The organism is Roseateles noduli (genome assembly GCF_050626985.1).
GTDB classification, from domain to species: Bacteria; Pseudomonadota; Gammaproteobacteria; order Burkholderiales; family Burkholderiaceae_C; genus Roseateles; species Roseateles noduli_A.
On the sequence record NZ_CP192463.1, the window covers coordinates 359,107 to 378,441 of the forward strand.

Genomic DNA, 19,335 nt, shown 5'->3' on the forward strand with positions numbered 1-19,335 from the left:
TGTGCATTACGCCGTGAACACCAGCGCGATCTGCTCCGGCTCGCGCATGGCTCGGGCCTTCGCCGAGGTCGCGACCTTCGCGCCGACCTCGGTCGCCTTCAGGTGGTCGACCAGGAAACGCGCCGTCTCCGGCGAGCGGCTCATCTCCGCCGCGACGACCGCCTCCAGTTCCGACGGACGCACGTCCATCGCCGCGCACAGCTTGAGCAGGCGCGCCTCGGCCTCGAGGTAGTGCCGCTCCACCGTCAGCTTGCGCGAGAACAGGCCCATCACCTGGCCGACGCGCAGCAGATGCACGTCCAGCAGCGCAACGTCCTCCGACGCGGACCAGCCGCGCACGATGGCCGATGCCGTCTTCGGTCCGACGCCCGGCAGTTCCATCAGCCAGTTGCGCACGTCCTGGCCGGCCTCGAAGTCCGGGGCAGAGAGCAGTGCGGGCATCACCGCCGCGAGGTGCCTGGCCTTCTGCGCCGCGAAGCGGAAACCCAGCGCCTTGCCCTCGACCTGCAGCGGCTCGCTGAGCCACGCGGTGAGCGTGAGCTCGCAGACGCCGGGCTGCACGAAGGCGCCGCGCTCGCGGATGCGCGCGAACGCCGCGAGGCCCACGGCGGCCGGGATCCCCGGACCGCCCAGCAGCGACGCGCCGACCTCCTCGGCCAGCGAGCGGCCGGACGCCGTAGGCGCCGCCGCATCCTGGCGATCCAGGCGATGGCGCAGCGCCTGCTGCGTCCAGTAGGCGGGGGTGGGGAATTCCTCGACGGCGCCCCAGCGCACGCCGGTCAGCAGGAGGTGGTGGGGATCGGGAAGTTCTCTTTGGAGGGAGCCGTGGCGGGAGACGAGGGCAACGATCTGGGTCATGGGAGAAGGGGAGCGCCGCCTCTCTGGGCGGCTGGATAGGTGGTGTTGAGCCATTGGGCGAACGCGGCGCGCTCGACCGGATCCATGGCATGGACACGCTCTTGAAGGCGTTCGAGACGCCGCTTGTGGGTCTGGCGCTCGCGGAAGGTGGCTCCGCGGTGCCGGCTGTCGTGAAGCATCTCAGGCGGTTCGAAGTTGAACCACAGCGTCTCCGTCCGCACGTCGGTGTGGGTCTTCGCGCGGAACGCCACCGTCCGCCACCCCCGCAGGAGGGCGTCGTACGACGGATGCGCGTAGCCCGACACGATCACCCGGCACGGCAGCGAGGCGAGCTGCGCCAGGAGCGCCTCGTGGTCCGCGGCGTCGTATTCATGCCGGTAGATGCGCGTCTGCCGACGCGTCTCGGGGTGGTAGGGCGGGTCCACGTAGACCAGCTCGTCCCCCTCGAACACATGCCGTGCGAGGAAATCCTCCGCGCGGCCATGCACCAGCTCGACACCGGGCAGGGCCAGGTCTTGCCAGTGCGCGATGACCCGCTCGTCAGCGTCGATGGCGATCGATCGCGCCGCCGGCAGCTTGTGGCGCAGGACCGCGCCACCGCCGACATGCGTCTCGATGTACATCCGGTGCGGAGGCATCAGGTTGATGACGTGCTGGTACGTCTTTCCCTTGCCGCCTGGATACTTCATGTGCCGGATCATCGTCAGAAGTGACGATGATGTCAAGGCGGGAGGCGGGAGGCGGGAGGCGGGAGGCGGGAGGTCGGTCGGTCGGTCGAGCGAAAGCCGGCGGAGCCGGTGCCCCTCTCCGCTCAATCTCCTCCTCGCCGCTCGGAATTCGCTCCGAGGGGCACCGGCTCCGCCGGCTTCGAATCACCGAGGTCTGCGGTCGTGCTTGGCGTGCGGCGGTCAGAGCGCCGTCAGCCAGTCGCAGCGCAGGCGACCCGATCGGTGCAGTCTCCGTCGACCGCCGGTGTAGGCCATCGGCAGCAGCCAGGCCATCAGGCACAACGGCAGTGCGATCCACGCCTGGATCAATAACGCGCCCGGAACACCCATGAAGCCCAGCATCCAGATCGTCAGCACGATGTTCCAGACCGCCAGCTCCACCGGGTGGCGGGCACTGTGCATCACCATCCAGCGCTTCACCTGGCTGAGCTGCGTGAGAGTCATGACGGGCTCCTGGACGAGGGAGAGGGGCCTGGACCCGCCTCGATGAGCGGGAAACCGGATGGGTGGAAGTGTAAGTTTGGAGTCAGGGTTCCCCCATCCCACGCTCGTGGAGCCCGAGTGGAACTCCGGGTTATCCCGCCATGCGGCATGGGGGCCGGGTGCCGATTGGCACGGGGGACGGGTCGGCGGCCTCGTGTATGGTTCGCCCCTTCTCAGAAGGTGGACAGGAGTCCCGCGAATGAAACGACTGATGTGGGCCGCGCTGGCGTTGTACGCCGCGGCCGGCGCCCAGGCGCATGAAGGCATGTGGATGCCGCAGCAGCTGCCCCTGGTGGCCAAGGACATGAAGGCCCTGGGCCTGAAGTTCGATCCGGCGCGGCTGTCGCAGCCGCTGGGGTATCCGATGGGCGCGGTGGTGAGCCTGGGCGGCTGCACGGCCTCGTTCGTGTCCCCCCAAGGCCTGGTGGTGACCAACCACCACTGCGCGTTCGGCAGCATCCAGTACAACTCGACGCCGCAGAAGGACCTGCTGAAGAACGGCTTCCTGGCCGCGTCGCTGGCCGATGAACTGCCGGCCGCGCCCGGCAGCCGCATCCTGGTCACCGTCGCGCTGACCGACGTCACCGACAAGGTGATCGACAAGAAGACCGCCGCGCTGCAGGGCAAGGCCCGCGTCGATGCGATCGAGGCCAACGAGAAGTCGCTGGTCGCCGCGTGCGAGAAGGACGCCGGCCACCGCTGCTCGGTGGGCGCGTTCTACGGCGGCCTGATGTACCAGCTGACCAAGCAGCTCGAGATCCGCGACGTGCGCCTGGTCCACGCGCCGGCCGAAGGCGTGGGCGTCTTCGGCGGCGACACCGACAACTGGATGTGGCCGCGCCACACCGGCGACTACAGCTTCTACCGCGCCTACGTCGGTCCGGACGGCAAGCCGGCGGACTTCAGCAAGGACAACAAGCCCTTCCAGCCGCAGCAGTTCCTGAAGCTGGCGAGCACGCCGCTGAACGAGAACGACTTCGTGGCCGTGGCCGGTTATCCGGGCCGCACGAACCGTCATCGCCTGCCCAGCGAAGTCGACTTCGCGTTCTCGTGGGACTTCCCGCATCGCGTCAAGGCGATGGGCGAGCAGCTCGACCTGATCAAGGAGGCGACCACGGGCCGCCGCGATGCCGAGATCAAGCTGGCCAACACGGTCGCCGGCGTCAACAACTACTACAAGAACTACCAGGGCCAGATGGCCAGCTATGCGGGCAGCGACATCCTCGCGCGCAAGCAGGCGGCCTTCGACGCGATGAATACCTGGGTGAACGCCGACGCCAAGCGCCGCGCCGCCTACGGCCCGTCGCTGATCGAGGTGGAACGCCTGATCGCGGAGCGCCAGGGCATCGTGCGCCGGGAGTTCCTGCTGAACTACGCGACGCCCTCGCTGGTCAAGAGCGCGAGCGACCTGTACGAGCAGTCGTTGCAGCGCAAGAAGCCCGATGCGGAGCGCAAGGCCGGTTACCAGGACCGCGACCAGCTGCGTCGCAAGCAGGCCGTGGAAACGGTGGACCGCCGCTTCGACGAGATCACCGAGAAGAAGGTGGTCAGCCACTTCCTGACGCAATACCTGTCCCTGCCGGCGGATCAACTGAATGCCGCGTTCCTGAACGCGCTGGGCGTGCGTGCCGGCATGGATGCGGCGGCCGTGACGGCGCGCGTCGATGCGCTGTACGCGGGCACGACGCTGACCGACAAGGCCGAGCGCACCGCCTGGCTGTCGCGGGATGCCGCCGCCTTCGAGGCGAGCGCCGACACGCTGGTCAAGGCCGCCGTGGCGCTGCACGCCGACGAGGAAGCGCGCGAGAACCGCGACAAGGAACTGGCCGGCAAGCTGCAGCAGGCCTATGCCGCGACGATGCAGGCCGAGATCGACTTCAAGGCCAGCCGCGGCCAGCCGGTCTATCCGGACGCCAACAGCACGCTGCGCGTGGCCTTCGGCCAGGTGAAGGGCCGCACGCCGGGCGTGGACGGCACGACCTGGACCGCGTTCACGACGCTGCGCGGCATCGTGGCCAAGCACACCGGCACGGGCGAGTTCAACGCGCCCGCCGAGCAGCTCGCCGCGATCAAGGCGCGCCAGTTCGACAAGTACGGCGTGAAGGCGCTGGACTCGGTGCCGGTGAACTTCCTGGCGACGCTGGACACGACCGGGGGCAACTCCGGCTCGCCGGTGCTGAACGGCAATGGCGAACTGGTCGGGCTGCTGTTCGACGGCACGCTGGACGCGGTGATCTCCGACTGGGACTTCAACGACCACATGAACCGCAGCATCTGCCTGGATGCGCGCTACATGCTGTGGCAGATGAAGGTCGTCGACAAGGCGGACCGCCTGCTGAAGGAAATGAACGCGCTGTGATGGCGCGGTCTTCCGGCTGAGCGATCCTCGCGGTCGCTCCGATCAACGCCCCGCCTCGCGCGGGGCGTTTCACTTTCCGAAGCGGCTGACGGCCTCGTCCCTTGGCCCTCACCCCAACCCTCTCCCGCAAGCGGGAGAGGGGGTAAGGAGGGGCTACGGGGTGACTCCCTCTCCCGCTTGCGGGAGAGGGCGGGGGTGAGGGCCAGCTGCCGACGCAGTACGCGGCTTGAGAGTCACTGCGGGAAGGTGCCCGGCAGCAGGATGTCGCGACCCGCGTTGCGCAGCTCGCGGTGGCCGCAGAAGGCCATCGTGAGCTCGAGTTCCCGGTGGATGATCTCCAGCGCCCGGGTCACGCCGGGCCGACCCATCGCACCGAGGCCGTACAGGAACGCGCGCCCGATGTAGGTGCCGCGCGCACCCAGGGCCCAGGCCTTGAGCACGTCCTGGCCCGAGCGGATGCCGCCGTCCAGGTGCACCTCGATGCGGTCGCCGACCGCGTCGACGATGCGCGGCAGCGCGCGGATGCTGGACTCCGCGCCGTCGAGCTGGCGTCCGCCGTGGTTGCTGACGATCAGCGCGTCGGCGCCGGTGGCCGCGGCGAGCTTCGCGTCCTCCTCGTCGATGATGCCCTTGATGATCAGCTTGGCGCCCCAGCGGTCGCGGATCCATTGCACGTCGCTCCAGCTCAGCTGCGGATCGAATTGCTTGGCGGTCCATTCGGACAGCGAGCTCATGTCGCCGACGCCCTTCACGTGGCCGACGATGTTGCCGAACTGCCGCCGCGGCGTGCCCAGCATGCCCAGGCACCAGCGCGGCTTGGTCGCCATGTTGATCAGGTTGGGCAGCGTCAGCTTGGGCGGCGCGGACAGGCCGTTCTTCAGGTCCTTGTGGCGCTGGCCGAGGATCTGCAGGTCCAGCGTCAGCACCAGCGCCTCGCACTTGGCGGCCTTGGCGCGATCGATCAGGCTGTGGATGAAGCCCTTGTCCTTCATCACGTAGAGCTGGAACCAGAACGGCGCGGTCGTGTTGGCCGCCACGTCCTCGATCGAGCAGATGCTCATCGTCGACAGCGTGAAGGGCACGCCGAAAGCCTCGGCGGCCTGCGCGCCGAGGATCTCGCCGTCGGCGTGCTGCATGCCGGTCATGCCGGTCGGCGCGATCGCGACGGGCATCGCGACGGGGCGGCCGAGCATGGTGGTCGCCGTGCTGCGGTTGTCCATGTTCACGGCCACGCGCTGGCGCAGCTTGATGGACTGGAAGTCCGATTCGTTGGCGCGGTAGGTGCTCTCGGTCCAGGACCCGGAATCCGCGTAGTCGTAGAACATCCGCGGGACACGGCGCTGCGCGAGCACGCGCAGGTCTTCGATGCAGGTGATGACGTTCATGCGCCGCATGCTAGGCGAGCCGCGCGGACCATGACCGGAAACTTTCGCGGGCCGGGTCGGAGGATCGTTCCGACGGACTCAGGGAGTTCCCGGGGCGGAGCAGCCGGGCTGAGTGGATCAGGCCGCGCCGGCACCCGCTTGCTCACCCGCTTGAGCACCCGGATGCCCACCCGTCTGCGCAGCGGTGCCGTCGGCGCTCAGCGACCGGCAATGCTGGACGAGCCAGCGTGCGAAGGAACGCGCCGCGTCGCCGTCCGCGTGCCTCACCAGGCCATACGGCATCGCCGCCGGGACGGCGAGATCGAACAGGCGCTTGAGCGCGCCGCTGCGCAGGTAGGTCGCGGCCAGGCTCGGCCGGCCGAGCACGATGCCCTGGCCGCAGGCGGCGGCTTCCAGCGTGAGGCCCAGGTCGACGAAGCGCGTGCCCTGCGCGGGCTCGGGCCAGTCGAGGCCGGCGGCGCGCAGCCACGGTTGCCAGGGCTGCAGCGGCGTGCGCAGCAGCGGGGCCGAGGCCAGGTCGGCCGGCGCGTGGATGGCGGGCAGACGCGCGAGCAGCGAGGGCGCGGCCATCGGCGTGATGACGTCGACCAGCAGGACATCGCCGCCCGCCGGGACGGTGCCGGCGAAGATCTCGACCTCGGCGGAAGGCGCGGGCTGGTCCAGAAACGGGGTGGACAACAGCAGTTCGAGCTCGATGTCCGGATGCTCGGCCTCGAAGCCGGGCAGGGCGGGGACCAGCACCTGGCGCGCGAAGGTCGGGGGGCTGGAGATGCTGAGCCGGACGACACGCTGCTGCTCGCGCCGGTGCAGCGGCACGGCGGCCAGCAGCGACAGCGCGGTCCGGACCTGGGCGAGGTACTCCTTGCCCGCGGCGGTCAGGCGCAGCGGGTTGCGCGTCAGCAACGGCTGGCCGAGGCGTTCCTCCAGCGTCGCGATGCGCTTGCCGACGGCGCTCGCGCTGACGTGCAGTCCCTCGGCGGCGCGCTCCAGGCTGCCGAGCCGCGCGACGGCCTCGAAGGCCAGCAGGCCGTCGATCGAGGGCAGGCGCAAGCTGTCGGCCAGGGGCTCGTCAGGGGCGAGGCGCGAGGAATCGCTCATGGGCGCGACTGTAGCGTCCGGAGCGGTCCGGGCCCTCGGCCTTCAAGGGCGACGTATATCGGGCGCCCGCGACGCCGCACAGCGCGGCTACAGTGGCGCGATGTCCGAAGTTCCCGAGAGAAGCCCCGCCCGGGTGCTTGATGCAGCGGCCCGCGAGGTGGTCGCGCGTGAGGTCGCGCGTGAGGTCGTGCATGAGGTCGTGCATGAGGTCGCGCATGACGCCGCAGATGACGCCGCTGCCGACGACGCCACCGTGCGCGTGCTGGAGCAGGCTTCCCTGTGGCGCCGTCTGCCGTGGATGGTGGGCGGCGCGCTGAGCCTGGTGCTCGGTGTGATCGGCATCTTCCTGCCGCTGTTGCCCACGACCCCGTTCGTGCTGCTGGCGGCATTCTGCTTCGCGCGCGGGTCTGCGCGCTGCGAGGCGTGGCTGGTCGACCATCCCCGTTTCGGACCCATGATCGTCCAGTGGCGCGCCACGCGCGCCGTGCCGCTCCGGGCCAAGCAGGCCGCGTGGGTCATGATGACCATCAGCTCGATCATCTCGGCGTTGGTGATGCCGGTGGTGCCGTGGCTGCCGGCGGTTTGCTGCCTGGCGGTGGGGCTCTGGCTGTGGAGGCTCCCCACCGCTTGACGCCATGCGGAACCGCTCCTGTGCGCCTCTTGAAGCGTTGCCTCGATGAGTTCGCGCCTCAACTGAACAGCGTCAGGTTCTCCGGCTTCGGTCTCGCGGGCGAGTCGTCCTTCGGTGCGGGCGCCGCTCGCCCCCGCGTCTTCGGTTCGACATCGCCCGGCCGGCTGAGCTTGCCGACCCGCACGCCCAGCAGCCGCAGCCGCTGGCTCAGGTCCACTCGCTTGAGGCACAGCCCCGCCGCGTGCCGGATCGAGGCCGCGTCCTGCACCGGCGCGGCGAGGGTCAGGTCGCGCGTCACCGTGCGGAAGCCTTCGAAGCGCAGCTTGATGCCGATCGTGCGCCCCAGGTAGCCCTTGCGCTGCAGGTCCGATGCCAGCTGCTCGCACAGCGCGGTGAAGATCCGCGACAGCTCCGGCCGGTCGCGCTTGGCATGCAGGTCGCGCTCGAAGGTCGTTTCGCGGCTGATGGACACCGGCTCGCTGTAAGTCACCACCGGCCGCTCGTCGAGGCCCCACGCCGCCTGGTGCAGCCAAGCGCTGTAGCCCGCGCCGAAATGTTGCAGCAGCAGCTCCGGCGCCGCAGCCGCGAGCTCGCCGATCGTGTGGATCTCCAGGCTCTCCAGCTTCGCGCCGGCCTTCGGCCCGATGCCGTTGATGCGCCGGACCGGCAGCGGCCAGATCTTCGTCGGCAGGTCCTCCATCATGATCAGCGTCAGGCCGTCAGGTTTGTCGAGCTCCGATGCGATCTTCGACAGCAGCTTGTTCGGCGTCACCCCGATCGAGCAGGTCAGCCCGGTCGCGCGCTGCACCGAATTCTTGATCTCCCGCGCGATCGCCCGCACGCCGCCCAGCGGGTCGTGCCCGACCGCGTCGCGCGCGCCGGGCACGTCGGTGAGGTCGATGTAGATCTCGTCGATGCCGCGGTCCTCGATCACCGGCGCGATCTCGCGCACCGCCGCCTTGAACAGCCGCGAGAAGTGCCGGTACGAATCGAAGTCCGCCGGCAGCAGGATCGCCTGCGGCGCGCGCAACGCCGCCTTCATCAGCCCCATCGCGGAGAACACGCCCAGGTCACGCGCCGCGTAGGTCGACGTGGTCACGACGCCGCGCCCGGTGTAGTCGGCCAGCTTGAAGAATTCGCGCGTGCCGTCGGGACGCTCCTGCGGCGTGTGGGCGCGCCGCCCGCCGACCACCACCGGCTGGCCCTTGAGCTCCGGATAACGCAGCAGCTCCACGGACGCGTAGAACGCGTCCATGTCCAGATGGGCGATCAGGCGATCGGGCAACGCTGGCGTCGGCTCGGCCATGCGAGGGATTGTGAGCGTGTCGGCTGACACTCGCTGTCAGCAGGGCGGGCGCCTGTCCGGCACCCGCCCAGGGCCTCGTCGATCACACGACGATGGCCGATGACGCAGGCGTCAATGTCCGCAGCTCGTCGACCCGCAGGCCGCCACGGCCGACACGGTGTCTGCGGCCTTGGCCTCGGCACTTCCCGCGGCCCGGATCGGGTCGCGGCATTCGCCGGTCTTCGGATCGAAGTCGCGCTGTTCCATCGTGTAGACCAGCGCCGCGTCCATCATCTCGGCGTGACCGGGGAACCACTGCGACAGCTCGGTGCGCACGATCGCCAGCGGCTCGCGGTCGCCCAGTTCCTCGGCGTAGCGCACGACCTCGCGCATCACGTTCAGCACCATCGCGTGCTGGCTGCTGTGGCAGTTCTCCGGCTCGAAGCCGGTCGCCGCCATCCAGCGTTCCTCCATCGCGAAGTGCTCTTCCGTGTGGGCCAGCAGTTCCTTGAACGCCGGCAGCGCGTCCTCGCCACGATCGAGCGTGTCGGCGTAGCGGTTCAGCAGCGCGACGAATTCCTCGTGCGTGTGGTCGAGCTCCGGCTGATTCAGCACGAGCTCGTCGGTCCAGGCCAGCGCGCTCATGCTCAAGCCTTCACATCGTTGGTCGCCAGGCGCGCGCGGTGGCGCGCCACCTGCGCGCGCACCTGCGCCGGCGCCGTGCCGCCGAGGATGTTGCGCGCGTTCAGCGAGCCCTGCAGCGACAGCACCTCGTAGACGTCCTCGCCGATGCGGGGATCGAATTGCCGGAGCGACTCCAGCGGCAGCGCCGACAGGTCGATGCCCTGCGCCTGCGCCGTCTTCACCGCGTGCGCGACGATCTCATGCGCGTCGCGGAAGGCCAGGCCCTGCTTGACCAGGTAGTCCGCCAGGTCGGTCGCCGTCGCGTAGCCCTTGAGCGCGGCGCGCTCCATGGCGTCGGCCTTGACCGTCAGGCCGGCCATCATCTCCGCGAAGATGCGCAGCGTGTCGCTCAGCGTGTCGACGGTGTCGAACAGCGGCTCCTTGTCTTCCTGGTTGTCCTTGTTGTAGGCCAGCGGCTGGCCCTTCATCAGCGTGATCAGGCCCATCAGGTGGCCCACCACGCGGCCGCTCTTGCCGCGCGCCAGCTCGGGCACGTCCGGGTTCTTCTTCTGCGGCATGATGCTCGACCCGGTGCAGAAGCGGTCCGGCAGCGCGATGAAGCCGAAGGCCTGGCTCATCCAGAGGATCAGTTCCTCCGACAGGCGCGAGATGTGCACCATGATCAGCGCGGCCGCGGCGCTGAACTCGATCGCGAAATCGCGGTCGCTGACGGCGTCCAGGCTGTTCTGCGCGACGCCTTCCATGCCCAGCGTGCGCGCGACGCGCTCGCGGTCCAGCGGGTAGCTCGTGCCGGCCAGCGCGGCGGCGCCCAGCGGCAGGCGGTTCACGCGCTTGCGGGCATCGAGCAGCCGCTCGACGTCGCGGGCGAACATCTCGACGTAGGCCAGCATGTGATGACCGAAGGCCACCGGCTGCGCGACCTGCAGATGGGTGAAGCCCGGCAGGATCACGTCGGCGTGGCGCTCGGCCTGGTCGACCAGCACGCGCTGCAGCTCGGTGAGCAGGCCGACCAGCGTGTCCATCTCGCCGCGCAGCCACAGGCGCACGTCGGTGGCGACCTGGTCGTTGCGGCTGCGGCCGGTGTGCAGGCGCTTGCCGGCCAGTCCGACCAGCTCGGTCAGGCGGGCCTCGATGTTCAGGTGGACGTCTTCCAGGTCCAGCTTCCATTCGAAGCGGCCGGAGGCGATCTCCTCGCGGATCTGCGCCATGCCCTTCTGGATCGCGGCCAGGTCCTCGGCGCCGATGATCCCTTGCGCGGCCAGCATGTCCGCGTGGGCCAGCGAGCCCTGGATGTCGGCGGCCCACAGGCGCTTGTCGAAGTCGACGCTGGCGGTGTAGCGCTTGACCAGCTCGCTCACGGGCTCGGAGAACAGGGCGGACCAGGCCTGCGTCTTGTTGGCGAGCTGGTTGTCGGCGACCGGCGGGGTGGACGAGGAGTCAGTGGGGGAGGAGGACATCGGCTTGCAAGGCGTTACGACTTCGCGGCGCCCCGGGCGTATCCGCATGGGAAGCGGCCGGACGCCTGGGTGAGAATGAGCCGCCGATTCTAAAGGGGCGCCGCCGTGGCGCCCGAGGGGCTGCAGTCAGGGGGCAGGACAGTGCGGGGACGGGAGGATCCGATGGCCACGAAGGCAAGGAACGGGAGCTCGCCGGGGAAGGACCCGTGGCGGTCGACCCAGCCGTCGCCGGAGGCGATGGACGCGCTGGCGCCGTCCACCCAACCCATGAGCACGCAACCGCTGGACAGCCGGCCGATGCCGATGCAGCCCGCCTGGGAAGAAACCCGCCTGGACGCGCGGGCGGCCGAACCGCCGCGCCTGATCGACGCGCAGCGGCGCTTCGACGTCTGCCATGTCGGCCTGGTGCTGCGCGCGGTGCTGGGCGTGCAGCTGGTGCTGTCGCTGGGGCTGGCGATGACCTCGGAGACCGTGGCGCAATGGACCTGGTCGATGGGCGGCGCCTCCGTCGCGGCGCTGAGCGGCGTGCTGGCCTGGCTGCTGATCGTGTGCGCGGCCAAGCGCGTGCTGGCGCGCTTGCCCGAGTGGGCGCAATGGACGCTGCCGATCGGGCTCGGCGCGATCTGCGCGCACGGCGGCGCGCTCCTGTTGGAGGCCGTGGACATCGGCATGCTGGGCAGCTTGCAGCGCACCGCGGCGGTGCTGGCGGGGGCGATGGCGGCGGGGGTGCTGCTCGGCTGGCTCAAGCTGCGCGAGCGCGCGCAGGCGCCGGCCGACGCGCTGGCGCGGCTGGTGGAGCTGCAATCGCGCATCCGGCCGCACTTCCTCTTCAACACGCTGAACACCGCGATCGCGCTGGTGCGCGTCGATCCGAACCGCGCCGAGGAGGTGCTGGAGGATCTGGCCGAGCTGTTCCGGGTGGCGCTCGCGGACGCGGGACCGACCGCCGAAGGGGTGCGCCTGGACCAGGAGGTCGAACTGGCGCGACGTTACCTGGCGATCGAGCAGTTGCGCTTCGGCGACCGGCTGCGCGTGCATTGGCAGCTGGATCCGCATGCCGCGGAAGCGCGCGTGCCGCCGCTGCTGCTGCAGCCGCTGGTGGAGAACGCCGTGCGCCATGGCGTCGAGCCCAACGACGGCGGCGGCGATGTCGACATCGTGACGCGCGCGCGCGGCAGCGAGATCGAGATCCGCGTCGTCAACACCGTCGGCCTGCCGTCGCGCGGCAAGGGGCACGGACTGGCGCTGCGCAATGTGCGGCAGCGCTTGAGGCTGATGCACGACGTGGCGGCGCGCCTGGAGGCCGGTCCCGGCGAGGGACGATTCGTGGTGCGCATCGTGATGCCGCGCTGAGACGGCCCATCGCGACGATCACGGGGGTTATGAAAGCAATGGGACGGGAGGGAAGGACATGCTGACGCATCCGCCGCTGAGGGTCTTGATCGTCGACGACGAGCCGCTGGCGCGGCTGCGATTGCGCGGCCTCGTCGAGGCCAACGAGGAACCGCGCGCCGAGGTCGTCGCCGAGGCCGGCAGCGGCGACCAGGCGCTGGCGTGGCTCAAGGACCATGCCTGCGACCTGATCCTGCTGGACGTGCAGATGCCGGGCCTGGACGGGCTGGGACTGGCGCAGGCGCTGCGCGGCCGGCCCTTCGCGCCGGCCATCGTGTTCGTCACCGCGCATGCGCAGCACGCGCTGCTGGCCTTCGAGCTGGAGGCCCTGGACTACCTGACCAAGCCGGTGCGGCGCGAGCGGCTGCAGGCCAGCCTGTCGAGAGCCGTGCAGCGCATGGACGAACGGGCCGCGGCCAAGGCGCGCGAGGAGCGCGACGTCAACGGCCAGGAATCGTCGCCGGGCACGGAGGCGCCCGTCATCAACATCACCGAGCGCGGACGGCTGCTGCGCGTGCCGCTGGCGGAAGTGCTCTATTTCAAGGCCGAGCTCAAGTACCTCACGCTGCGCACCGCGACGCAGAGCCATGTCATGGACGGCTCGCTCAGCGATCTGGAGCAGCGCCTGGGCGACCGCTTCCTGCGCGTGCATCGCAACGCGCTGGTCGCGCGGTCGGCGGTGCGCGAGCTCGAGCGCCACGTGCCGACCGACGGGCCCGCCGACGGCGACGGCGACAACGGCGGCGAACTCGGATGGGCCGTCCGGATCGCTCATGTCAACGAGTGGCTCGCCGTCTCGCGGCGTCAGGTCGCCGCCGTGCGGGAGGCGCTGGCAGGCCAGCGCTGACGCACCGGCCCGCGCGGACTCAGCCGGTGTTGCGCAAGCCCGCCGCGATGCCGTTGATGGACAGGTGGATCCCGCGCTGGACGCGTTCCAGCCGCGGATCCTCCGCGCGTTTCTCCGCCGGGATCGCGCGGTAGCGCCGCATCAGCTCGACCTGCAGGTGGTTCAGCGGATCGATGTAGGGGAACCGGTGTTCGATCGAGCGGGCCAGCGCCGGATTGGCCGCTAGGCGGCCGCTCTCGCCGGTGATCAGCGCGATGGCTTCCTCGGTGCGCGCGAACTCGGTCTCGATCGCGCCGAAGATCCGCTTGGCCAGGCGCTTGTCCTCGACGAGCTCCAGGTAGCGGCGCGCGATGTCCAGGTCCGCCTTCGCGAGCACCATGTCCAGGTTGGACAGCAGCGTCTTGAAGAACGGCCATTGCTTGTGCATGCGCTTGAGCAGGGCCAGCTTCTCGTCGCGGCCCGCCTTGTCCTTGCCGAGGAAGTCCTGGATGCCCGAGCCGAAGCCGCACCAGCCCGGCAGCGTGATGCGCGACTGTCCCCAGCTGAAGCCCCACGGGATCGCGCGCAGGTCCTCGATCGCGCGCGTCGCCTTGCGCGAGGCGGGACGCGAGCCGATGTTGAGCTCGGCGATCTCGCGGATCGGCGTCGTGGCGAAGAAGAAGTCGGCGAAGCCCGGCGTGTCGTAGACCAGCCCGCGGTAGGCCGCGAAGCTCGCGTCCGACAGCGCCTGCGCCGCGGTCATGAAGGCCTGCGGCGCCTGCTTGGTGGGATGCAGCAGCGTGGCCTCGAGCGTCGCGGCGACCAGCGTCTCCAGGTTGCGCCGGCCGATCTCCGGGTTGGCGTACTTGGAGTTGATGACCTCGCCCTGCTCGGTGAGCCGGATCTGCCCGTTCACCGTCCCGGGCGGCTGCGCGAGGATGGCCTGGTAGCTCGGGCCGCCGCCGCGGCCCACCGTGCCGCCGCGGCCGTGGAACAGCCGCAGCGTCAGCGGTCCCTGCTGGCGCAGTTCGTCGAAGAGCTTCACCAGCGCGATCTCGGCGCGGTACAGCTCCCAGCTGCTGGTGAACACGCCGCCGTCCTTGTTGGAGTCGGAGTAGCCCAGCATGATGTCCTGCTCGCCGCCGGAGCGCCGCACCAGCGCGGCCATGCCGGGCAGCTCGTAGAAGCCGCGCATGATGCCGGGCGCGTTGCGCAGGTCGGCGATGGTCTCGAACAGCGGCACCACGATCAGGTCGCTGACCGCGTCGCCGTCGAGCGTGCCGCGCAGCAGGCCGACTTCCTTGAGCAGCAGCTGGACCTCCAGCAGGTCGCTGACGTCCTCGGTGTGCGAAATGATGTAGTGGCGCAGCGCCTCGCGGCCGAAGCGCTTCAGCGACTCGCGCGCGGTCTCGAAGATCGCCAGCTCGCCCAGCGTGCGCTCGCTGTAGTCGACGCCCAGCACCCGCAGCGGGCGCGTCTGGTTCAGCAGGTCGATCAGCAGCGCGCGGCGCTCCTGCTCGCCGAGTGCCGAGTAGTCCTCGCAGACGCGCGCCGTCTTCAGCAGCTCGACGATGGTGAGCTCGTGCTGGTCGCTGCTCTGGCGCAGGTCCAGCGTCGCCAGGTGGAAGCCGAAGACCTGCACCGCGCGGATCAGCGGCTTGAGCCGCGGCGCGATCAGCGCGTGCGCATGGTGGTGCTCGAGCGATTCCTTGATGATCCGCAGGTCCGCGAGCAGTTCCTCCGGCGACAGGTACGGGTCCTGCGGCGCGACCGCGTGGCGCAGCGCCTCGGTGCCGGTCAGCGACTCGAGCGTCGCCGCCAGCCGCGCGTACATGCCGGTCAGCGCGCGCCGGTAGGGTTCGTCCATCCGATGCTCGTTCTGGTCGGGGCTGCGCTCGGCCAGGGCCTGCATCGCCGGCGTGACGCCCGCCAGGCGCAGCGAGATCGACAGCTCCGCGCCCAGCTCGTGCATCTCGGTCAGGTAGTGGCGCAGCGCCAGCTCGCTCTGGCGGCGCAGCGCGAGGCGCATCGTGTCGGCGGTGACGTTGGGATTGCCGTCGCGGTCGCCGCCGATCCATTGGCCCATGCGCAGGAAGGGCGGCACGTCCTCGCCGGGCAGCGCCTCCTCCAGCTCGGTGTAGAGCTTGGGGATCTCGCGCAGGAAGGTCGCGTGGTAGTAGCTCAGCGCGTTCTCGATCTCGTCGGCGACGGTCAGCTTCGAGTAGCGCAGCATCCGCGTCTGCCACAGCTGCGTGACGCGGGCGCGGATCAGGAGTTCGTTCGCGGCCAGTTCGCGCTCGGTGTGCAGGCGGTCGCGCGCGCCGACCAGTTCGGCGACGGCGCGTTCGGCGTCCAGGATGCTCTTGCGCTGCACCTCGGTCGGGTGGGCCGTCAGCACCGGCGACACGAAGCCGTGCGCCAGCGTCTTCGCGACCTCCGCCGGCCGCACGCCGGCGTCGAACAGCCGCTCCAGCGCATAGCCCAGCGATCCCGGCTGCAGCGAGCCCTCGCGCTCGTGCACCTCGCGGCGGCGCACGTGGTGGCGGTCCTCGGCGATGTTGGCCAGGTGCGAGAAATAGCTGAACGCGCGGATCACGCTCACCGTCTGCTCGCCCGACAGGCCCTTGAGCAGCTTGTCCATCTGCTTGCCGGCCTGGGTGTCCCGCTTCAGGCGGAAGGCCACCGACAGCTGACGCACGCGCTCCACCAGTTCGTAGGCCTCGCGGCCTTCCTGCTCGCGGATCACCTCGCCCAGGATGCGGCCCAGCAGGCGGATGTCGTCCATCAGCGGCTGGTTCTTGTCCTTGATCGTCCTGATCGAACGGGTGCCGGTCGTCCCCTTGAGGGTGGGCTTCGCGACGGGCTTGGCGACCGCCTTGCTCGTCGACTTCAGCGCCGACTTGGACGCCGACTTGGGCACCGACTTGGGGGCAGGTGTTGCCGCCGGCTTGGCAGGGGCCTTGGCGCGGGACTTCGAGGAGGCGGGGGTGGTACTGGCGGGCATGGCGGCGTCAGAGGTTCGTCAGGGACCGGGGGGAGGGGTGATGTAACGAAGTTACCTTCGGTTGACTTTAGCAGTTTCTTCGTGCGCGGCTCGCCCGTTGGGGTGGCCTGGCGTGGCGCGCGCGCCGCGATTTGCTCCGGGATCGCGCAAGCGACGCTTCGCGGCAAACGAGCTTCCCTCCATGGAGGGACGACAGGCGCATCCGCTCGGCTAGCATGCCGGCCCATGAACCAAGAATTCGTGATCGCCACGCGCGAGAGCCGGCTGGCGCTCTGGCAGGCGGAACATGTGCAGGCGCTGCTGCGCGCACGCGGCCTGGACGTGACGCTGCTCGGGATGACGACGCGCGGTGACCAGATCCTGGACCGGACCTTGTCCAAGGTCGGCGGCAAGGGCCTGTTCGTGAAGGAGCTGGAGACCGCGCTCGAGGACGGCCGCGCGCAGCTGGCGGTGCACTCGTTGAAGGACGTGCCGATGGAGCTGCCGCCGGGCTTCGTGCTCGCGGCGGTGCTGGAACGCGAGGACCCGCGCGACGCGCTCGTGTCGTCGACCTACGCGAACCTGGCGGCGCTGCCGCAAGGCGCGTGCGTGGGCACGTCCAGCCTGCGCCGCGTGACGCAGCTGAAGAACCTGCGCCCGGACCTGCGCATCGAGCCGCTGCGCGGCAACCTCGACACGCGGCTGCGCAAGCTCGACGAGGGCCAGTACGACGCGATCGTGCTCGCCGCCGCCGGCCTGAAGCGCCTGAACCTGGACGGTCGCATCCGCCAGTACTTCGACATCGACGAGATGATCCCGTGCGCGGGGCAGGGCGCGCTGGGCATCGAGATCCGTGCGGGTCAAGCGCCTTTGAGCGCGCATCTGGAGGCGCTGGCGCACCGGCCGACGTGGCTGGCCGCCGCGGCGGAGCGCGCGGTCTCGCGCGAACTCGGCGGCAGTTGCTCGATGCCGCTGGCCGCGCACGCGGTCTGGACGGCCGATGACCAGTTGACGCTCTCCGTCGCCCTGGGACATCCGATCGAGCCGGAGCGGGCGCTGCTGCGATCCGGCGCGCAGGCGGCGGTGGCGGACCTGGAGGCCGCCGAGGCCCTGGGCATCGCCGCCGCCTCGGCGCTGCGCGAGCTCGGGGCTGCCGCGTACCTGAAGGACGTCTGATGCCGGGCGCCGTCGCCCCGGTCCGTTTGATCCTGACCCGTCCGCGGGCCCAGGCCGACGACTGGGCGAGACGCATGGCCGCCTTGGGGGTGCCGACCGACGCGCTGCCCCTGATCGAGATCGAACCGGCCGACGATCCGGCGCCCATCGCGGCTGCCTGGTCGATCCTGCCGGCCATGGCGCTGGCGATGTTCGTCAGTCCCAACGCGGTCGAGCACTTCTTCGACCATCGTCCCGCCGGAGCCGCCTGGCCCGAACGGACCTGGGCGGCGACCGTCGGCCCCGGCAGCGCGCGGGCACTGGCCGAGCGCGGCGTGCCGCAGGCGCGCCTTGTCCAGCCGCCGGCGGCGTCCGACAGCCTCGACTCGGAGCACCTCTGGCCGGAGCTGGTCCGCGTCGCGGGCTCGGACTGGTCCGGCCGCCGTGCGCTGCTGGTGCGCGGCGATGGCGGGCGGGAATGGCTGGGTGACCGGCTGCGCGACGCCGGCGCGGAGGTGGAGGCGGTCAGCGTCTACCGCCGGACCTGCCCCCGGCTCTCGGAGGAGACCGCCGCGCTGCTACGCGCGGCGTTGGCCGCGCCGGAGCGTCATGTCTGGCTCTTCAGCAGTTCGGAGGCGATCGGCCACCTGGAGGCCCTCGAAAAGGGGACGCGGGTGGACAGCGTCGAGGGCGGGCGTGGCGACCCGTCTCTCCCCGGTTGGGGGCACGTCCGGGCGCTGGCGACCCACGAACGCATCGCGGCTCGCGCACAAGCCCTCGGGGTGGGGCATGTGGTTTTGGTGCGACCGGAAGCGGAGGCCGTCGCGGCCGGGTTCCGGATGCTGTCAGGGTCCACCCTAGAATCGCCGACGTGAGCGAGACCACCACCCCCGCAGCCGACGTTTCGTCGACCCACAAGCCCGCCCGGCAATCCGGCGCCACCTTGACCCAGGCCGTCGTGGCCGGCGTCGGCCTGGTGGCCCTGCTGGCCCTCGGTCTGGCCTGGCAGAGCCAGCAGCGGCTCAAGCAGGTCGAACAGGAGCTGGTCCGGCGCCAGGACAGCAGCCAGAGCGAAGCCAACATCGCCCGCGACCAGGCGCGCCAGGCGCAGGACCTCAGCCGCGACACCGCGGCCAAGGTCGCGCTGCTGGACGCGCGTCTGTCCGAGGTCGCCGTGCAGCGCGAGCAGCTCGAGACGCTGATGCAGTCGATGAACCGCTCGCGCGACGAGAACGTCGTCGGTGACATCGAGGCCTCGCTGCGGGTCGCGATGCAGCAGAGCACCATCACCGGCAGCGCCGAACCGCTGGTGGCCGCGCTGCGGCAGGCCGACGAGCGGCTGGGCCGCTACAAGCAACCGCGACTGGAAGGCGTCCGCCGCGCCGTGACGCGGGACCTGGAACGCATCAAGGCGGTCAGCGTCGTCGACGTGTCGACGCTGACGATCAAGCTGGACGAGGTCGTGCGCCAGGTCGACGACCTCCCGCTGCTGGCGGTCGCCCAGCCGGGCCAGGATCCCTCCGGCGCGACCGCCGCGTCGGGTGCTCCGGCCGCGCAACACCCGACCCCGTCGCCCGTCGCCGTGAAGACCGCCGCGCCGCGCAAGCCGGCCTCCGGAGCATCGGCCGGCGCTTCGCAGGCCGGCGGGGACGGTGAACCTGGCTGGTGGACCCGCCTCTGGGACCAGGCCGGCGATCGCTGGACGACGCTGTCGGGCGACGTCTGGCGCGAGGCGCGCGGTCTGCTGCGCGTGACGCGCATCGACCATCCCGAGGCCGCGCTGATCGCGCCCGAGCAGTCCTTCTTCCTCCGCGAGAACCTCAAGTTGCGGCTGTTGAACGCCCGACTGGCGCTGCTGAGCCGGCAATTCGACACCGCGCAGGTCGACCTGCGCGAGGCGCAGGCGATGCTGGACCGCTACTTCGACGCGCGCTCACGCAAGTTGACCCAGACGACGGAGTTGCTGCGTCAGGTGCAGGGCCAGTCCCGTCAGGTGAGCGTGCCGCGCCCCGACGACACGCTGGCCGCGCTGAGCGCGGTCGCGCGCTGA

At 70.4% G+C, this 19,335-nt stretch carries 16 protein-coding genes; 7 read left to right on the forward strand and 9 right to left on the reverse strand.

Annotation, left to right across the window (positions count from 1 at the left end; translation table 11 throughout):
• Positions 1-6 precede the first annotated feature (6 nt).
• The 3 genes from ACQ4L4_RS01705 to ACQ4L4_RS01715 form a co-directional block, all read right to left on the reverse strand.
• On the reverse strand, positions 7-858 hold the full coding sequence (locus ACQ4L4_RS01705; RefSeq protein ID WP_431102490.1) for a hypothetical protein: 852 nt from the start codon (positions 856-858) through the stop codon (positions 7-9).
• A complete protein-coding gene (locus ACQ4L4_RS01710; RefSeq protein ID WP_431102491.1) occupies positions 855-1,547 on the reverse strand; it encodes a DNA adenine methylase in 693 nt (230 codons plus the stop codon). The genes ACQ4L4_RS01705 and ACQ4L4_RS01710 overlap by 4 nt, the downstream gene beginning before the upstream one ends.
• A gap of 219 nt (positions 1,548-1,766) precedes the next feature.
• Positions 1,767-2,030 (reverse strand): hypothetical protein, encoded by a 264-nt coding sequence (locus tag ACQ4L4_RS01715; RefSeq protein WP_431102492.1) that lies wholly within the window; start codon positions 2,028-2,030, stop codon positions 1,767-1,769.
• A 238-nt stretch (positions 2,031-2,268) separates the two neighbouring features.
• Between ACQ4L4_RS01715 and ACQ4L4_RS01720 the strand changes: the two genes are divergently transcribed.
• Positions 2,269-4,428 (forward strand): S46 family peptidase, encoded by a 2,160-nt coding sequence (locus tag ACQ4L4_RS01720; RefSeq protein ID WP_431102493.1) that lies wholly within the window; start codon positions 2,269-2,271, stop codon positions 4,426-4,428.
• Between the two features lie 233 nt (positions 4,429-4,661).
• Here the strand turns inward: ACQ4L4_RS01720 and ACQ4L4_RS01725 are convergent, their stop codons facing one another.
• Together ACQ4L4_RS01725 and ACQ4L4_RS01730 are read right to left on the reverse strand one after the other, a co-directional pair.
• Entirely contained in the window at positions 4,662-5,813 is a 1,152-nt protein-coding gene (locus tag ACQ4L4_RS01725; protein WP_431102494.1) for an alpha-hydroxy acid oxidase, read from the reverse strand.
• A 117-nt stretch (positions 5,814-5,930) separates the two neighbouring features.
• Positions 5,931-6,911, reverse strand: coding sequence for a LysR family transcriptional regulator (locus tag ACQ4L4_RS01730; RefSeq protein ID WP_431102495.1), 981 nt, complete (start codon positions 6,909-6,911; stop codon positions 5,931-5,933).
• A 100-nt stretch (positions 6,912-7,011) separates the two neighbouring features.
• Here ACQ4L4_RS01730 and ACQ4L4_RS01735 point away from each other — a divergent pair, with 100 nt between their 5' ends.
• Positions 7,012-7,542, forward strand: coding sequence for a YbaN family protein (locus ACQ4L4_RS01735; RefSeq protein WP_431102496.1), 531 nt, complete (start codon positions 7,012-7,014; stop codon positions 7,540-7,542).
• Between the two features lie 58 nt (positions 7,543-7,600).
• Here ACQ4L4_RS01735 and dinB read toward each other — a convergent pair whose 3' ends face one another.
• The 3 genes from dinB to argH all read right to left on the reverse strand — a co-directional run bounded on the left by dinB (position 7,601) and on the right by argH (position 10,929).
• Positions 7,601-8,848: a DNA polymerase IV gene (gene dinB, locus ACQ4L4_RS01740; protein WP_431102497.1), complete on the reverse strand. Its 1,248-nt coding sequence runs from the start codon at positions 8,846-8,848 to the stop codon at positions 7,601-7,603.
• 111 nt (positions 8,849-8,959) lie between these two features.
• The gene (locus ACQ4L4_RS01745; protein ID WP_431102498.1) at positions 8,960-9,472 is read right to left on the reverse strand and encodes a hemerythrin domain-containing protein; all 513 of its coding nucleotides are present in this window, start codon (positions 9,470-9,472) and stop codon (positions 8,960-8,962) included.
• Between the two features lie 2 nt (positions 9,473-9,474).
• The gene (argH, locus tag ACQ4L4_RS01750) at positions 9,475-10,929 is read right to left on the reverse strand and encodes an argininosuccinate lyase (protein WP_431102499.1); all 1,455 of its coding nucleotides are present in this window, start codon (positions 10,927-10,929) and stop codon (positions 9,475-9,477) included.
• Between the two features lie 162 nt (positions 10,930-11,091).
• On the opposite strand from argH, the gene ACQ4L4_RS01755 reads away from it, so the two are divergent.
• The gene (locus ACQ4L4_RS01755) at positions 11,092-12,282 is read left to right on the forward strand and encodes a sensor histidine kinase (RefSeq protein WP_431102500.1); all 1,191 of its coding nucleotides are present in this window, start codon (positions 11,092-11,094) and stop codon (positions 12,280-12,282) included.
• A gap of 58 nt (positions 12,283-12,340) precedes the next feature.
• Entirely contained in the window at positions 12,341-13,168 is an 828-nt protein-coding gene (locus tag ACQ4L4_RS01760) for a LytR/AlgR family response regulator transcription factor (RefSeq protein ID WP_431102501.1), read from the forward strand.
• Positions 13,169-13,187: 19 nt separating this feature from the next.
• Here ACQ4L4_RS01760 and ppc read toward each other — a convergent pair whose 3' ends face one another.
• Complete coding sequence (gene ppc / locus ACQ4L4_RS01765) at positions 13,188-15,932, reverse strand: phosphoenolpyruvate carboxylase (RefSeq protein ID WP_431104845.1); 2,745 nt, start codon at positions 15,930-15,932, stop codon at positions 13,188-13,190.
• A 444-nt stretch (positions 15,933-16,376) separates the two neighbouring features.
• Here ppc and hemC point away from each other — a divergent pair, with 444 nt between their 5' ends.
• From hemC to ACQ4L4_RS01780, 3 genes are read left to right on the forward strand one after another with little or no spacing between them, the layout of a single operon-like run.
• Positions 16,377-17,306, forward strand: coding sequence for a hydroxymethylbilane synthase (gene hemC / locus ACQ4L4_RS01770; protein WP_431102502.1), 930 nt, complete (start codon positions 16,377-16,379; stop codon positions 17,304-17,306).
• Positions 17,306-18,160, forward strand: a complete 855-nt coding sequence (locus ACQ4L4_RS01775; protein WP_431102503.1) for a uroporphyrinogen-III synthase — start codon at positions 17,306-17,308, stop codon at positions 18,158-18,160. Before hemC ends, ACQ4L4_RS01775 begins: the two co-directional genes overlap by 1 nt.
• Entirely contained in the window at positions 18,157-19,335 is a 1,179-nt protein-coding gene (locus ACQ4L4_RS01780; protein ID WP_431102504.1) for a uroporphyrinogen-III C-methyltransferase, read from the forward strand. Before ACQ4L4_RS01775 ends, ACQ4L4_RS01780 begins: the two co-directional genes overlap by 4 nt.

Bases quoted from the DNA above. Each gene is read 5' to 3' on its own strand.
- argH (WP_431102499.1), bottom strand. From the start codon at position 10,929: ATGTCCTCCTCCCCCACTGACTCCTCGTCCACCCCGCCGGTCGCCGAC.
- ACQ4L4_RS01735 (WP_431102496.1), top strand. From the start codon at position 7,012: ATGTCCGAAGTTCCCGAGAGAAGCCCCGCCCGGGTGCTTGATGCAGCG.
- ACQ4L4_RS01755 (WP_431102500.1), top strand. From the start codon at position 11,092: ATGGCCACGAAGGCAAGGAACGGGAGCTCGCCGGGGAAGGACCCGTGG.
- hemC (WP_431102502.1), top strand. From the start codon at position 16,377: ATGAACCAAGAATTCGTGATCGCCACGCGCGAGAGCCGGCTGGCGCTC.
- ACQ4L4_RS01725 (WP_431102494.1), bottom strand. From the start codon at position 5,813: ATGAACGTCATCACCTGCATCGAAGACCTGCGCGTGCTCGCGCAGCGC.
- ACQ4L4_RS01760 (WP_431102501.1), top strand. From the start codon at position 12,341: ATGCTGACGCATCCGCCGCTGAGGGTCTTGATCGTCGACGACGAGCCG.
- ACQ4L4_RS01745 (WP_431102498.1), bottom strand. From the start codon at position 9,472: ATGAGCGCGCTGGCCTGGACCGACGAGCTCGTGCTGAATCAGCCGGAG.
- ppc (WP_431104845.1), bottom strand. From the start codon at position 15,932: ATGGACGACATCCGCCTGCTGGGCCGCATCCTGGGCGAGGTGATCCGC.
- ACQ4L4_RS01710 (WP_431102491.1), bottom strand. From the start codon at position 1,547: ATGAAGTATCCAGGCGGCAAGGGAAAGACGTACCAGCACGTCATCAAC.
- ACQ4L4_RS01705 (WP_431102490.1), bottom strand. From the start codon at position 858: ATGACCCAGATCGTTGCCCTCGTCTCCCGCCACGGCTCCCTCCAAAGA.
- ACQ4L4_RS01720 (WP_431102493.1), top strand. From the start codon at position 2,269: ATGAAACGACTGATGTGGGCCGCGCTGGCGTTGTACGCCGCGGCCGGC.
- ACQ4L4_RS01715 (WP_431102492.1), bottom strand. From the start codon at position 2,030: ATGACTCTCACGCAGCTCAGCCAGGTGAAGCGCTGGATGGTGATGCAC.
- ACQ4L4_RS01730 (WP_431102495.1), bottom strand. From the start codon at position 6,911: ATGAGCGATTCCTCGCGCCTCGCCCCTGACGAGCCCCTGGCCGACAGC.
- ACQ4L4_RS01775 (WP_431102503.1), top strand. From the start codon at position 17,306: ATGCCGGGCGCCGTCGCCCCGGTCCGTTTGATCCTGACCCGTCCGCGG.
- dinB (WP_431102497.1), bottom strand. From the start codon at position 8,848: ATGGCCGAGCCGACGCCAGCGTTGCCCGATCGCCTGATCGCCCATCTG.